At 69.6% G+C, this 13,820-nt stretch carries 10 protein-coding genes; 6 read left to right on the top strand and 4 right to left on the bottom strand.

Annotated elements, in window-relative coordinates; translation table 11 throughout:
- On the bottom strand, positions 1-696 hold the full coding sequence (locus KF707C_RS21780; protein ID WP_003453638.1) for an SOS response-associated peptidase: 696 nt from the start codon (positions 694-696) through the stop codon (positions 1-3).
- A 241-nt stretch (positions 697-937) separates the two neighbouring features.
- Between KF707C_RS21780 and KF707C_RS21775 the strand changes: the two genes are divergently transcribed.
- The 4 genes from KF707C_RS21775 to KF707C_RS21760 all read left to right on the top strand — a co-directional run bounded on the left by KF707C_RS21775 (position 938) and on the right by KF707C_RS21760 (position 9,043).
- Positions 938-3,769 carry an AMP-binding protein gene (locus KF707C_RS21775; protein ID WP_003453641.1) on the top strand — a complete coding sequence of 944 codons (2,832 nt, stop codon included), beginning with the start codon at positions 938-940 and terminating at the stop codon, positions 3,767-3,769.
- A 165-nt stretch (positions 3,770-3,934) separates the two neighbouring features.
- Positions 3,935-4,549 (top strand): translesion DNA synthesis-associated protein ImuA, encoded by a 615-nt coding sequence (gene imuA, locus KF707C_RS21770; protein ID WP_003453643.1) that lies wholly within the window; start codon positions 3,935-3,937, stop codon positions 4,547-4,549.
- A 7-nt stretch (positions 4,550-4,556) separates the two neighbouring features.
- A complete protein-coding gene (locus KF707C_RS21765) occupies positions 4,557-5,972 on the top strand; it encodes a Y-family DNA polymerase (protein WP_036993329.1) in 1,416 nt (471 codons plus the stop codon).
- Entirely contained in the window at positions 5,948-9,043 is a 3,096-nt protein-coding gene (locus KF707C_RS21760; RefSeq protein WP_003453648.1) for an error-prone DNA polymerase, read from the top strand. The genes KF707C_RS21765 and KF707C_RS21760 overlap by 25 nt, the downstream gene beginning before the upstream one ends.
- Positions 9,044-9,493: 450 nt before the next feature.
- Here KF707C_RS21760 and KF707C_RS21755 read toward each other — a convergent pair whose 3' ends face one another.
- The 3 genes from KF707C_RS21755 to KF707C_RS21745 form a co-directional block, all read right to left on the bottom strand.
- Positions 9,494-9,682 carry a hypothetical protein gene (locus KF707C_RS21755; RefSeq protein WP_003450069.1) on the bottom strand — a complete coding sequence of 63 codons (189 nt, stop codon included), beginning with the start codon at positions 9,680-9,682 and terminating at the stop codon, positions 9,494-9,496.
- A 145-nt stretch (positions 9,683-9,827) separates the two neighbouring features.
- Positions 9,828-10,235, bottom strand: coding sequence for a hypothetical protein (locus KF707C_RS21750; protein ID WP_003450073.1), 408 nt, complete (start codon positions 10,233-10,235; stop codon positions 9,828-9,830).
- Between the two features lie 28 nt (positions 10,236-10,263).
- Entirely contained in the window at positions 10,264-10,746 is a 483-nt protein-coding gene (locus tag KF707C_RS21745) for a GreA/GreB family elongation factor (RefSeq protein WP_003450074.1), read from the bottom strand.
- A 573-nt stretch (positions 10,747-11,319) separates the two neighbouring features.
- On the opposite strand from KF707C_RS21745, the gene KF707C_RS21740 reads away from it, so the two are divergent.
- Complete coding sequence (locus tag KF707C_RS21740; RefSeq protein ID WP_003450075.1) at positions 11,320-11,721, top strand: tetratricopeptide repeat protein; 402 nt, start codon at positions 11,320-11,322, stop codon at positions 11,719-11,721.
- Positions 11,722-11,772: 51 nt separating this feature from the next.
- Positions 11,773-13,251, top strand: coding sequence for a DNA recombination protein RmuC (rmuC, locus tag KF707C_RS21735; protein ID WP_003450076.1), 1,479 nt, complete (start codon positions 11,773-11,775; stop codon positions 13,249-13,251).
- Positions 13,252-13,820: the final 569 nt, after the last annotated feature.

Here is a 13,820-nt window from a genome sequence, read left to right as displayed (position 1 = left end):
TCAGCCCGTTTCCACCGCCTCCAGCAGGTCTTCCCCCTCGTTCCGCACATCGTTCACCCGGGTGGACACCGGGTGGGCGACGACGTCCTCGCGGGCCTGTTCCATGGCCCGTTGCAGGGCTTCGCCTTTCGTGTCGGAGGCCAGCCAGAGCGAGAACTGCCCGGGATGGAGCAGCACCGGCATGCGGGGGTTGATGTCGCTGATGGCGGGGGCGGCGGGGCGGGTGAGAAGGGCGCAGGAGGTGACGGGGTGGCCATCCGGTGCGGTCCAGGTGGACCAGAGGGCTGCCATGGCCAGCACCGGGTCGTTGGGGCTGTGGAGGTAGTAGGGCTGGTGGACGAGGCGGCCGGAGGCGTTGCGCACCGACTCGCTCGCGTTCCACTCGTACCAGCCGCGCAGGGGCATCAGGCAACGCTGGCTGCGCAGTCCCTGGCGCCACATCGGCTTGTGCTGGGCTTCCTCGCTGCGGGCGAAGAAGGCGTGGGCCGGCGGTTTGGCGTCCTTCCACCAGAACGGGATCAGGCCCCAGCGGGCGGACAGCAGTTCCAGCTCGCCCTGCCGGTCCAGGCGCAGGATCGGCACCTGGGTGGTGGGGGCCACATTGAAGCGTTCCACCCAGCCGCCGGATTCACGGGCGCCTATGTGCCAGTAATCCTCGATGGCTCGCTGGGAGGGGCTGACGTACCTGCCGCACATGCTGGGCTCCTGATGGCGTCGATGATTCCAGCATAGAGGTTGGCGCAAGGGTGACGGCACGGCGGCCGGGCGGGGGGAACTGTTTCAGCAGATGACAGGGTGGCAAGCCCCGCCCCTGAAGTCATGGGCTTACGGGAGCCTTGCCGCGACGGGGCGGGTTGGCGGAGGGCCGAATGGCACCGGAAAGCCGGCAGCGGCCCATACTGGACAGAAGCCAATACCCAGGCCGTGAGGGGCGTCCATGTCCCATCCACCTCAGGAAGTCCGTCAATCCTCCCCTTTCGACAAGGACGCCGAACAATTGCTGGAGATCGTCCGGCGCACGGTGGCCGAATTGCGGCCGGATACAGCCGACAGGCTGCGCGTCGAGCTGGACAGCTCGCTGGAACATGACCTGGGCGTGGACAGCCTGGTTCGTGTCGAACTCTGGTCGCGTATCGAGCGGGAGTTCGGGGTGCGCCTCCCGCAGCAGCTGTTCGCGTCGGCCAATACGCCAGCGGATGTGCTGAAGGTGCTGCGCCGTGGCGACCCCGGCGGGCGGGTCGAGAGGACCGAGCGCGCCATCGTGGCGCCGTCTGCAGAGGGCGAGCTGCAGGTCCCGGAGCGTGCAGGCACCCTGATCGAGGTGCTGGAGTGGCATGCCCGGCAGCATCCGGGCCATATCCATGTGCGCCTGCTGGGCGAGGATGAGGCCACCGAGGACATCAGCTATGAGGCCCTTTACCGCGGTGCGCGGGAGGTCGCTGGCGGCCTGCTCGAGGGTGGCCTGCGGGCGGGCCAGTCCGTGGCGCTGATGCTGCCCACCGGGCGGGACTTTCTCCTGGGTTTCTTCGGCATCCTCCTGGCCGGTGGCGTGCCGGTGCCGATCTACCCACCGATGCGCCTGACCCAGATCGAGGAACACCTGCAGCGCCAGGCCGGCGTGCTGTGCAACGCTGGGGCCCGGGTCCTGATCACGGTGACGGAGGCGAAGCTGCTCGCGCGCCTGCTCCAGCCCCGGGTGCCGGGCCTGGAGCGTATCGCCAGCGTGGCGGAGTTGAGCCGGGACCCCGGGCCGGACCTGCCGGCCGTGCGGCGCCCGGAGGACATCGCCTTCCTCCAGTACACCTCGGGCAGCACCGGCCAGCCCAAGGGCGTGATGGTCAGCCATGCCAACCTGCTGGCCAACCTGCGGGCGATGGGGGCCGCGCTACGGGTCGATTCGCGGGACGTCTTCGTCAGCTGGCTGCCGATGTACCACGACATGGGGCTGATCGGCGCCTGGCTGGGCAGTCTCTACTACGGCTTCAACCTGGTGCTGATGTCGCCCCTGGCGTTCCTCGCCCGGCCGAAGAGCTGGCTGTGGACCCTCCACCGCTTCCAGGGAACGCTTTCGGCGGCCCCCAACTTCGCCTACGAGCTGTGCCTGAACAAGCTCTCCGACAGTGACCTGGAGGGCCTGGACCTCAGCCACTGGCGCCTGGCCTTCAATGGTGCCGAGCCGGTCAATCCCGACACGCTGAAGCGTTTCGCCGAGCGCTTCGCGCCCTGTGGCCTGGCGCCCGGTGCATTGGCGCCGGTCTATGGCCTGGCCGAGGCCACCCTGGGCGTGGCCTTCCCGCCGCCGGGACGCGGGCCGCTGGTGGACCGGGTTCAGCGCGACGCCTTCCAGACCCGAGGCGAGGCCGTGCCCGCCAGGGACGACGATCCGGCCACGCTGCGCTTCGTCTCCTGCGGAAGGCCGCTGCCGTGGCATCAGGTCCGCATCGTCGATGGCAATGGCGTCGAACTACCCGAGCGCCGGGAGGGCCACCTGCAGTTCAGCGGCCCTTCCACCACCTCGGGTTATTTCCATGCGCCGGAGGAAACCCGCCGGGTGCTGCGGGACGGCTGGATGGATTCCCTCGATCTCGCCTACATGGCCGGCGGCGAGGTCTACCTCACCGGACGGGTCAAGGACCTGATCATTCGAGCCGGGCGCAATATCTACCCCTACGACGTGGAGGCGGCGGTGGGTAGGCTGCCCGGCCTGCGCAAGGGCTGCATCGCGGCATTCGGCAGCCGTGACGCGGCCAGCGGAACCGATCGCCTGGTGGTGATGGCGGAGTGCGCGGTGCGTGACCGCGACAGCCAGCGAAGCCTGCGCCAGGAGATCAATCGCATCGTGGTGGAACTGACCGGCATACCGCCCGATGACATAGTCCTGGCGCCGCCCCGCAGCGTGCTGAAGACCTCCAGTGGCAAGATCCGCCGCGCCGCCTGTCGCGATCTCTATGAGCGGGGCGAGGTGGGACGGCCGCACCTGGCGCCCTGGCGACAACTGCTGCGGCTGTCCCTGCAGGCGTTGCGCGGCTATCTGGGACGGGCCTGGCGCAGCCTCGGGGGCTGGTGCTACGCGCTCTATGCCGCCCTGCTGTTCTGGCCCTTCGCGTCCCTGACCTGGCTGGCTGTCGTCCTGTGTCCGAGCCAGCGCGGCTGCCGCGCCATCACCCGGCAGGCCGCGAGGACCTTCCTGCGCCTGGCCGGCATTCCCCTCGGCGTCGAGGGGCGGGACCGCTTGTCGGCCAGGGGGGCGAGCGTGCTGGCCGTCAACCATGCCAGTTACCTGGATGGCGTGGTCCTCTGCGCGGTCCTGCCGTCGCACTTCGCCTTCGTCGCCAAGCGCGAGTTGGCCGGCCAGTGGTTCGCCGGCCTGTTCCTGCGCCGGCTGGGAGCCCGGTTCGTCGAGCGCTTCGACCTCGAGCGCAGCGTCGCCGACAGCGACGCCCTGGGCGAGGCGTTGCGCGCCGGCCAGTCCCTGGTGTTCTTCCCGGAGGGCACCTTCACCCGCGAGCCTGGCTTGCGGCCTTTCCGCATGGGCGCCTTCGTGCTGGCCGCGAACACCGGCGTACCGCTCTTGCCGGTGGCCATTCGCGGCACCCGCGAGATCCTGCGTGACGGCCAGTGGTTCCCCCATCGCGGGGCCGTGCAGGTCCATGTCTGCGACCCGCTTCAGGCGGGCGGCAGGGACTGGTCGGCGGCCATCAGGTTGCGGGACGAGGCGCGTGCGGCATTGCTGGCGCAGTTGCAGGAGGCCGAAAGGGTCTTGGGCTGAGCCGTCAGTCCAGTCCGAATTGACGTGGGGAATGCACTGATATTTACTGTATATAAATACAGTATTCGTAGGATTTCCCCCAATGGCCTTGATGATTGTTCCTGGCCCTTTCGGCAGTCCCCTTCGGGGGCTGCCGTTTTTCTTCTCTGGCGATGGGCGGGCCTGATGGGCGCGGTGGTCGCCCTCGACGCCCTGCTCAACGAGCGGCGGGTGTGGAAAGGCCAGCCCGTATCGCAGCCGGGCGGCAGCGACCAGCCCACCGGTCTGGCCGAGCTGGATCGGGCGCTGCCCGGTGGCGGCTGGCCCGAGGCGGCCCTGAGCGAGATCCTCGCCGCCGCCGTCGGGCTGGGTGAGCTGAGCCTGCTCTGGCCGACCCTGGCGCGGCTCACCGGCAGCGGCGAGCGGGTGGTGCTGGTGGCGCCGCCGCATATCCCTTATCCACAGGCCTGGCAGGCGGCGGGGGTGGACCTGCGCGCCCTGGCCCTGGTGCAGGCCAGTGGCCGCGACGCCCTTTGGGCGGCGGAGCAGTGCCTGCGTTCCGGCAGTTGTGGCGCGGTGCTCTGCTGGCCGCAGCAGGCCGACGACCGGGCCCTGCGGCGCTTGCAGGTGGCCGCCGAGACCGGACAGACCCTGGCCTTTGCCTTTCGCCCCCTGGAGGCGTCCCTGAACCCTTCGCCGGCGGCCTTGCGCATTGCCGTGGAGGGGGCGCCGGCGCGCCTGAGGGTGCTCAAGTGCCGGGGCGGCCTGCCGCCCGCCAGGCCCATCGCGCTGGCCCGGTGAATCCCCCATGCGCTGGGCTTGCATACTGCTCCCGCAGTTGGCGCTGGATAGCGTGCTGCGAGGGCATCCCGACCCCGAGGCGCCCCTGGCGCTGGTCACCGGCACGCCCCAGCGGCGGGTGCTGCGGGCGCTGAATCCGGCGGCCCGAAGCTTGGGGCTGCGCCCTGGCCAGTCCCTCACCGCCGCCCATGCGCTGACCCGCGATTTCGCCCAGGTGGAGTACGACCCGGCCCAGGTCGAGCGGGCCGAACAGCTGCTGGCGGCCTGGGGCTATGGCTTCAGTTCCCAGGTCAGCCGGCGCTACCCGCGCTGCCTGCTGCTGGAGGTGGAATCCAGTCTCGGCCTGTTCGGGCCCTGGCCGCGCTTCGAGGCGCGCTTGCGCCGGGAGCTGGAAGGGCTGGGCTTTCGTCATCGCATCGTCGCCGCGCCCAACCCGGCGGCGGCGCGGGTGCTGGCCAATGCCGCGGACGGCCTGGCGCTGGCGACCCCGGCGGAGCTGCGCAAGGCCCTGGGGCGCCTGCCGGTGGAGCGCGCCGGCCTGGATCGTGACGTCGCCACCGCCTTCCAGCGCATGGGCCTGCGAGCCTTGGGACAGGTGCTGGCGATGCCCCGGCAGACCCTGGCCCGGCGCTTTCCCGCCGAGGTGCTGCGGCACCTGGATTGCCTGCTGGGCGAGCGCCCCCTGGCCCTGGAGTTCTACCGGCCGCCGGATGAGTTCGATGTGCGCCTCGAACTGAATTTCGAGGTGGAGTCCCACCAGGCGCTGCTCTTTCCCCTGCGCCGCCTGACCGCCGACCTGGCGGCCTTCCTCGCCGGGCGCGACAGCGGCGTGCAGCGTTTCAGCCTGTTGCTGGAGCACCGCGACCGTCCCGATACCCAGGTGCCCGTGGGCCTGCTCAGCGCCGAGCGGGAGGCCGCCATACTCTTCGAGCTGGCCCGGGGACGCCTGGAGCAGTTGCAGGTGCCGGCGCCGGTGCGGGCCTTTCGCCTGCTGGCGCGGGACCTGCCGGCCTTCGTGCCGGAGCGGCGCGAGCTGTTCGACGAGCGCCCCCAGCAATCCCTGCCCTGGGAGCAGTTGCGCGAGCGCCTGCGGGCCCGCCTGGGGGACGAGGCCGTGCACAGCCTGGCCGCCCGCGCCGACCACCGCCCGGAATGCGCCTGGCGGCTGGACGCCGAGGCCCCGGCGCTGCACCTGCCGCCCGGTCCGCCACGCCCCGGCTGGCTGCTGCGGGAACCCCAGCCCTTGCGGGAGGGCAGCGTGCGCATCCTGTCGGGACCGGAGCGCATCGAGTCCGGCTGGTGGGACGGGGGCGATGTGCGTCGCGATTACTTCCTCGTGGAAACCCGCAGCGGCCAGCGGGGCTGGGCCTTCCGTGCCGTGGGGGAGGCGGGGCCGCTGTGGCTCCAGGGCTGGTTCGCATGAGTGCCTACGCCGAGCTGCACTGCCTGTCCAACTTCAGCTTCCAGCGCGGGGCCTCCAGCGCCGCCGAGCTGTTCCAGCGTGCCCGCGAGCATGGCTACGAGGCCCTGGCCATTACCGATGAATGCACCCTGGCCGGCATCGTACGCGCCTGGCAGGCGTCGAGGGACAACGGCCTGCCCCTGGTGATCGGCAGCGAGGTGCGGCTGGAAGGCGGTCCCAAGCTGGTGCTGCTGGTGGAGAACCTGGCGGGCTACCAGCGCCTGTGCCGCTTGATCACCGAGGCGCGGCGGCGGGCGCGGAAGGGCAGCTATCGGCTCTTGCGGGAAGACTTCGCCGATCCCACCGATGGCCTGCTGGCGCTCTGGGTGATGGAGGACGACGTGCGTGAGGCGGACTGGCTGCGCCGCCACTTTCCCGAGCGCCTGTGGCTGGCGGTGGAACTGCACCGGGGCGCGGACGACGCGGCCCGGCTGGCGCAGCGGCTGGCCCTGGCCGACGACCTGGGCATTCCGGCGGTGGCCTGCGGCGATGTCCACATGCACGCCCGTGGCCGCCGCGCGCTGCAGGATTGCATGACCGCCGTGCGCCACCACTGCACGGTGGCGGAGGCGGGCCATCGGCTCTTCGCCAACGGCGAGCGTCACCTGCGGCGGCGCGAGGTGCTGGCCGCGCTCTATCCCCCGGCGCTGCTCGAAGAGTCGGTGCGCATCGCCCGGCGCTGCCGCTTCAGCCTCGATGAACTCCAGTACCAGTACCCGCGCGAGCTGGTGCCGGCGGGCGAGACGCCCACCAGCTGGCTGCGCCGACTGACCGAGCGGGGGCTGTGCAACCGTTGGCCGGAGGGGCCGCCGGACAAGGCCCGGGCGCTGGTGGAGAAGGAACTCGCGTTGATCGCCGAGCTGGGCTACGAGAGCTATTTCCTCACGGTGGCGGATATCGTCAGCTTCGCCCGCCAGGAGCGCATCCTCTGCCAGGGGCGGGGGTCGGCGGCCAATTCGGTGGTGTGCTTCGCCCTGGGGATCACCGAGCTGGACCCCTGTGGCGACAGCGAGCTGCTCTTCGAACGCTTCATATCGAAGGAGCGCAACGAGCCACCGGACATCGACGTGGACTTCGAGCACGAACGCCGCGAAGAGGTCATCCAGTACATCTTCCGCCGCTACGGCCGCCGCCGCGCGGCCCTCACCGCGGTGGTCAACACCTACCACGGCGCCGGCGCCATCCGCGATGTGGCCAAGGCCCTCGGCCTGCCGCCGGACCAGGTGAACGCCCTGGCCGAGTGCTGCGGTGGCTGGAGCGATTCGGCCCCCTCGGCGGAGCGTCTGCGGGAGGCGGGGTTCGACCCCGAGAGCCCGGTGCTGCGCCCGGTGCTGGCGCTGACCCGCGAGCTGATCGGCTTTCCCCGGCACCTGTCCCAGCACCCGGGGGGCTTCGTGATTTCCGAGGCGCCCCTGGACAGCCTGGTGCCTGTGGAAAACGCCACCATGGCCGAGCGCACCGTGATCCAGTGGGACAAGGACGACCTCGACCTGGTGGGCCTGCTCAAGGTGGACGTGCTGGCCCTGGGGATGCTCAGCGCCCTGCGCCGCTGCTTCGACCTGATCGAACGCTATCGCGGCCGGCGCTGGACCCTGGCCAGCCTGCCGAAGGAGGACCGCGCCACCTACGACATGATCAGCCGCGCCGACACCATCGGCGTGTTCCAGATCGAGTCGCGGGCGCAGATGTCCATGCTGCCGCGCCTGCGGCCCCGGACCTTCTACGACCTGGTGATCCAGGTGGCCATCGTCCGGCCGGGGCCGATCCAGGGCAACATGGTTCACCCCTACCTGCGGCGGCGTAATGGCGAGGAGAAGGTGAGCTACCCCAGGGAAGAGCTGGTCCCGGTGTTCCGGCGCACCCTGGGGGTGCCGCTGTTCCAGGAGCAGGTGATGCAACTGGCCATGGTGGCCGCCGACTACACCCCCGGCGAGGCGGACGAACTGCGCCGCAACATGGCCGCCTGGAAGCGCCACGGCGGTCTGGAGCACCACCGCCAGCGGCTGACCTCGCGGATGCTCGCCAAGGGTTACGAGCCGGCGTTCATCGCGCGCATCTTCGAGCAGATCAAGGGCTTCGGCAGCTACGGGTTTCCCGAGTCCCACGCCGCCAGCTTCGCCTTGCTCACCTACGCCAGCAGCTGGCTGAAATGCCATGAGCCGGCGGCCTTCGCCTGCGCCCTGATCAACAGCTGGCCCATGGGTTTCTACTCCCCCGACCAGGTGCTGCAGGACGCCCGCCGCCACCGCATCCCGGTGCATCCGGTGGATGTGCGCCATTCGGACTGGGACTGCTCCCTGGAACCGGCGGGGCGGGGCGACGACCTTGCCATCCGCCTGGGCCTGCGCATGGTGCGAGGCTTTCGCGAGGACGATGCCCGGCGCATCGAGGCGGCCCGGAGCGGCGCGGCCTTCACCAGCGTGGCCGACCTGGTGCAGCGCGCCCGTCTGGATGCCGGCGCCCGCGAGCGGCTGGCGGACGCCGGCGCCTTGCGCGGCCTGGCCGGACACCGGCACAAGGCCCGCTGGGCGGTGGCCGGGGTGGAGGTGCAGGCGCCGCTGTTCGCCGGCCTGCCGGAGTCGCGGGAGGTCCAGGTGGCGCTGCCCCTGCCCAACGTCGCCGAGGACATGCTCACCGACTACGCCACCCTGGGCACCACCCTGGGCCCCCATCCCCTGAGCCTGCTGCGTGCGGCCCTGCGCAAACGCCGCTGCCGCAGCTCGCGGGAGGTACAGGGCACGGAGCACGGGCGCTCCCTCAGCGTCGCCGGCCTGGTGGTGGGCCGCCAACGCCCGCAAACCGCCAGCGGGGTGATCTTCGTCACCCTGGAAGACGAGTTCGGCATGGTCAACGTGGTGGTCTGGCATGACCTGGCGGAGCGCCAGCGGCGCGTGCTGGTGGGCTCGCAACTGCTGCAGGTGGACGGACGGCTGGAGTCGGTGGACGGCGTGCGCCACCTGATCGCCCGGCGCCTGCAGGACCTGACGCCATTGCTGGACGGGCTGGATATCAGGAGCCGGGATTTCCATTGAGCGACCTGCACCCGGCCAACCCCCTCTCCCTCCGGGAGAGGGCTGGGCAGAGGGAAGCGCGGGCTCGCTCGGTCAACCCCCTCTCCCTCCGGGAGAGGGCTGGGGAGAGGGAAGCGCGGGCTTGCTCGAACAACCCCCTCTCCCTCCGGGAGAGGGCTGGGGAGAGGGAAGCGCGGCCTCGCTCGAACAACCCCCTCTCCCTCCGGGAGAGGGCTGGGGAGAGGGAAGCGCGGGCTCGCTCGAACACCCCCTCTCCCTCCGGGAGAGGGCTGGGGAGAGGGAAACATGGGTTCGCTCGCTGTAGAGATCGTCCGCGAACGGTCAATCAATGGCCGCGAGGATGCAGCGATTTCGCGTTATCGAGTCGACCCCGACGAAAGGGCGAGCCTGGCCGCCTTTCACCCTGGGCGATTCGCGCGCCACGGGGAAAGGAGGCTGCCGGCTCGGCTGTCAGTGGGGGGTGGCCGGTGTGCCCTTGGCCTTGTTCCTGCGGAAGGAACGGCTGGAGTGGGGCGGCGATGGCCGGTGGTGATGAGGGTGATGGTGATGATGGGAAATCCTGAGCATGGCCCACAGCAGCGCCACCGCTGCCAGCAGCCAGCCCATGATCATCAGGGCTATGAAGATTTCGGGACCCATTGCAAACCGCCTCTGGCGCCAAAGTGGAGGGCGCACGGTTAGAGTCTAGTCCGCCTCCTGTGACGGTCCGATGCAGGAGTGGCGCCTTTGGTCGGGTGAGAACGGAAATCAGACCGGGTGGCGATTCGATCCGTCCGGTCGCCGGCTACTGGCAGGCCTGCTCCATGCTGCGCTTGGCCCGGTCGGTGGGGGCGTTGCGGTATTGCTCGGTCCAGAACTGGCACCTGGCGTTGCTGAGGCGGCGCTGTTCCTCGAGGCGCTCCACGCGCTCGTTATCCGCCCGCACGGCAGCGTTGTAGTTGTCCTCGTAGCGTTTCAGCCGCTCTTCGGCGCTGCCCGGCGCCACTGCGGGCGGGGCGGGGGCCGGGGTGGCGATGGCCGGAGGCGGCGGCACGACCTGGGCCACCGGGGCGCCGCCGGCCAGGTAGAGGCGATAGCCGAGGTAGCCAGTCAGGCCGATGGCGATGAACCCCAGCCACACCCCGAGGGCCACGCTCAGGGTCAGGGCGAGGGGGCTGAAGCTGATGCGCAGGATGCGGCGTGGGCGAGTCATGGGGCCTCCGGAGCGGTGGGCGGCCGGTTCAGTGTACCTGCAGCACCTCGAAATGCTGGTGCCCCTTGCCGATGTTCAGTGTGATCTCCGCGCCTTCTGCCTTGCCCAGCAGCGCCTGGCCGAGGGGAGAGCGGGGCGTGATCACGGTGATTTCCTCCCCTTCGAGCTGCACCTTGAGACCGGCCGCTTCGGGGCCGAGGAACAGCCATTGCTCGCTGCCATCCTCGGCGGCCAGCACCACCAGGGCGCTGAGCTGGATACCTCGCTGCGGGTCGAACGGACGCAGGTTGAGGGTCTGGAACAGGCCGATGGAATGCTTGATCTCGGCGGCGCGGCGGGCTTGCCCGGTGGCCAGGTAAGAGGCTTCCAGGCCAAGGGTGTCGTACTTGTTCTCGGCGACGTTCTCCTCGTGGGTCGCGGCCTCGTAGGCGGTCTGCGCGGCCCGCTGCAGCAGTTCCAGGTCGGCGGCGAGCCTGTCGAGGATCAGTCGGTGGATGCGGGCTTTGTCCATGGGGAGGCGATCGTGGAGGGGGAGTCGGCATTCTAGGGGGCGCACCGGCCTGGCGGTAGTCGGGTCGATACAACCCTGTGGCCAATCTGTGCACAGCTTTGGCGCAGGCGTATGTCCGTACCCGAAACAGGCGGGACGCCGGCCCCCTGTTTTCCTGCCATTCGTCGTCACTTGGAACGACCGTGCAACACCGGTCCCAGACGCATTTCCGAGGAAAATGCCCCGCAACAGGGCGAAGAGGGTATTGACAGAGTTGAGTTGTGCACAGTGGCGAGGCAGCCTCGCAAAAGGCTGTCGAATTCGGGCCTAAGCGCTTGATTCCCCATGACTGTTTTGTAAGTCATTGAAAAATATAGTATTTTTTTATTGGTGAAAAAATCGCCAGTTTGACTGGAGGCCAGGATCCATGAGCGCTCGGTGACGTTTCGAGCATCTTCTTCACAGAGTTATCCACAGCTTCTGTGGATTGTCCCGAGCACTTGCTCTAGAACGCGCCCTGCGACAATTGCAAGACTTTACCTGCCAAAAAAAAGGAGTAGAGTTGCGCGCCTTTCCGGTCACCACCCCCTTCCCATGAAGTACCGCGTCCCCGCCGCCACCTCGTCCACCTTGCCCACCCGTGTCGCCCTCTGGCTGCTGGACAGCCCGCGCCTGGGCCAGGCCAACAGCGTCAAGCGCCTGGCCGGCAACCTGCTCAAGCAGCCGGCCCTGGATGGCGAGGTGGAGGCACAGAGCCGCCTGGGCCAGATGCTGTGCCGGGACTGCGGCAACCCCCGGGATCGCCGTATCGGCCTGGACCTGCTGCGACAGGCCGCCCGCGCTGGCGACCGCCGTGCCCAACTGGAACTCGGGCGCCTGTACAGCCTGCCGCGCCACCATGAACCGGAGCAGGCCCGCCACTGGCTGGAGCTGGCCGCCGCCCAGGGTTCCCACGAGGCCGCCCGACTGCTCAGCCGGCTCGCGCCGCACGCCTGATCACGGCTTCGAGGCTGGGTATACTCCCGGCATTCCAGCGCGGAGCCGCTCATGCCTTTCGATATCCCCACGCTTCTGGCTGGCCTCCTGGCCGGCGCCATTCCCCTGCTGGGCGTCGCCTGGCAACTACAACGCCGGATCGGCGCCCTGCAGACCGAACGCACCCTGCTCGAAGAACGCCTGGCCAACGCCCAGCTGGCCCAGGACGGGCTCGCCGTGCAACTGGAGGACAGTCGCGAGGAAGCGCGCGAACTCAGCCAGATGAATGCCGCCCAGCAGGCGGAGCTCGCCGCCCTGGGACGGGAGGCCGAGCTGCTGGGCGTTGAGCGCCAGAGCGCCCGCGAGGCCCTGCTGGCCTGGAACCAGGAGCGGGAGCGCAAGGACGCCGAGCTGCGCCGGCTGGACGCCGACCGCGCCGGACTGGAAGCCGAGCTGCGGGAACAGCGCGAGGCACACGAGCAGCGCCTTGCCGACCTGCAGGCGGCCCGCGACGACCTCCGTGCCCAGTTCGCCGAACTGGCGGGGAAGATCTTCGATGAGCGCGAGCAGCGCTTCGCCGAGAACAGCCAGCAGCGCCTGGGCCAGTTGCTCGACCCGCTCAAGGAGCGCATCCAGGCTTTCGAGAAGCGGGTGGAGGAGAGCTACCAGCAGGAAGCCCGCGAACGCTTCTCCCTGGGCAAGGAACTGGAACGCCTGCAACAGCTCAACCAGCGTCTGGGCGACGAAGCCACCCAGCTCACGCGCGCCCTCAAGGGGCAGAAGACCCAGGGCAACTGGGGCGAGCTGGTGCTGGAGCGGGTGCTGGAGCACGCCGGCCTGGAGAAGGGCCGCGAGTACCAGACCCAGGTCAGCCTGAAGAGTGCCGAGGGCGAGCGCTTTCAGCCCGACGTGCTGGTGCGGTTGCCGGGAGACCGCCAGGTGGTGGTGGACGCCAAGGTCAGCCTCACCGCCTACCAGGCGCTGGTCGCCGCCGAGGACGAGGCGACCCGCAGCCAGGCGCTGAAGCAGCACGTGCTGTCCCTGCGCAGTCACCTGAAGGGTTTGTCGGTCAAGGACTACCAGCGCCTGGAAGGGCTCCACAGCCTGGATTTCGTGCTGCTCTTCGTGCCCATCGAAGCCGCCTTCGCCGCCGCCCTGCAGGCCGACCCGGGTTTGTTCCAGGAGGCCTTCGAGCAACACATCGTGATCGTCAGCCCCACCACGCTGCTGGCCACCCTGCGGGTGATCGACAGCCTCTGGCGCCAGGAACGGCAGAACCAGAACGCCCGGGAGATCGCCGAGCGCGCCGGGGCGCTGTACGACAAGTTCGTGGCCTTCGTCCAGGACCTGGACGAGGTGGGCAGTCGCCTGCAGCAGCTGGACAAGGCCTACGCCAACGCCCGCAACAAGCTGGTGGAGGGTCGCGGCAACCTGATCGGCCGGGTGGAGAACCTCAAGCTGCTCGGTGCCCGCGCCAGCAAGAGCCTGCCCAACGACCTGCTGGAACGCGCCGCCGGCCTGCCGCTGCTGGACGAGTCGCTGGAAGACTGATCGCGCGGCCCACCTGCCTGCTTTCGTAGGAGCCGGCTTGCCGGCGAATGGCGTGGGTCACGCTCCACCGACCCACCGGCGGGGTCCGCTGCGGGCACGTTGATGGGTTTCGCTGCGCTCTACGCCATCCTACGAACCGCTCGCCGGCACGCTTGTAGGGTGGGTCACGCTCCACCGACCCACCGGCGAGGTCCGGTTCGGGCACGTCGATGGGTTTCGCTGCGCTCTACGCCATCCTACGGTCTGCTCGCCGGCACGCTTGTAGGGTGAGTCACGCTCCACCGACCCACCGGCGAGGTCCGCTGCGGGCACGTTGATGGGTTTCGCTGCGCTCTACGCCATCCTACGAACCGCTCGCCGGCACGCTTGTAGGGTGGGTCACGCTCCACCGACCCACCGGCGGGGTCGGGTGCGGTCACGTCGATGGGTTTCGCTGCGCTCTACGCCATCCTACGGTCTGCTCGCCGGCACGCTTGTAGGGTGGGTCACGCTCCACCGACCCACCGGCGAGGTCCGCTGCGGGCACGTCGATGGGTTTCGCTGCGCTCCACGCCATCCTACGGGCCGCT

It is taken from the genome of Pseudomonas furukawaii (assembly GCF_002355475.1).
Taxonomy (GTDB): domain Bacteria; phylum Pseudomonadota; class Gammaproteobacteria; order Pseudomonadales; family Pseudomonadaceae; genus Metapseudomonas; species Metapseudomonas furukawaii.
This window is presented reverse-complemented; position numbering and strand designations above follow the sequence as displayed.

Excerpts from the sequence above, each read along its gene's own strand:
- KF707C_RS21780 (WP_003453638.1), bottom strand. The coding sequence starts at position 696 with ATGTGCGGCAGGTACGTCAGCCCCTCCCAGCGAGCCATCGAGGATTAC.
- KF707C_RS21765 (WP_036993329.1), top strand. The coding sequence starts at position 4,557 with ATGCGCTGGGCTTGCATACTGCTCCCGCAGTTGGCGCTGGATAGCGTG.
- KF707C_RS21775 (WP_003453641.1), top strand. The coding sequence starts at position 938 with ATGTCCCATCCACCTCAGGAAGTCCGTCAATCCTCCCCTTTCGACAAG.
- KF707C_RS21740 (WP_003450075.1), top strand. The coding sequence starts at position 11,320 with ATGAAGTACCGCGTCCCCGCCGCCACCTCGTCCACCTTGCCCACCCGT.
- KF707C_RS21755 (WP_003450069.1), bottom strand. The coding sequence starts at position 9,682 with ATGGGTCCCGAAATCTTCATAGCCCTGATGATCATGGGCTGGCTGCTG.
- rmuC (WP_003450076.1), top strand. The coding sequence starts at position 11,773 with ATGCCTTTCGATATCCCCACGCTTCTGGCTGGCCTCCTGGCCGGCGCC.
- KF707C_RS21750 (WP_003450073.1), bottom strand. The coding sequence starts at position 10,235 with ATGACTCGCCCACGCCGCATCCTGCGCATCAGCTTCAGCCCCCTCGCC.
- KF707C_RS21745 (WP_003450074.1), bottom strand. The coding sequence starts at position 10,746 with ATGGACAAAGCCCGCATCCACCGACTGATCCTCGACAGGCTCGCCGCC.
- imuA (WP_003453643.1), top strand. The coding sequence starts at position 3,935 with ATGGGCGCGGTGGTCGCCCTCGACGCCCTGCTCAACGAGCGGCGGGTG.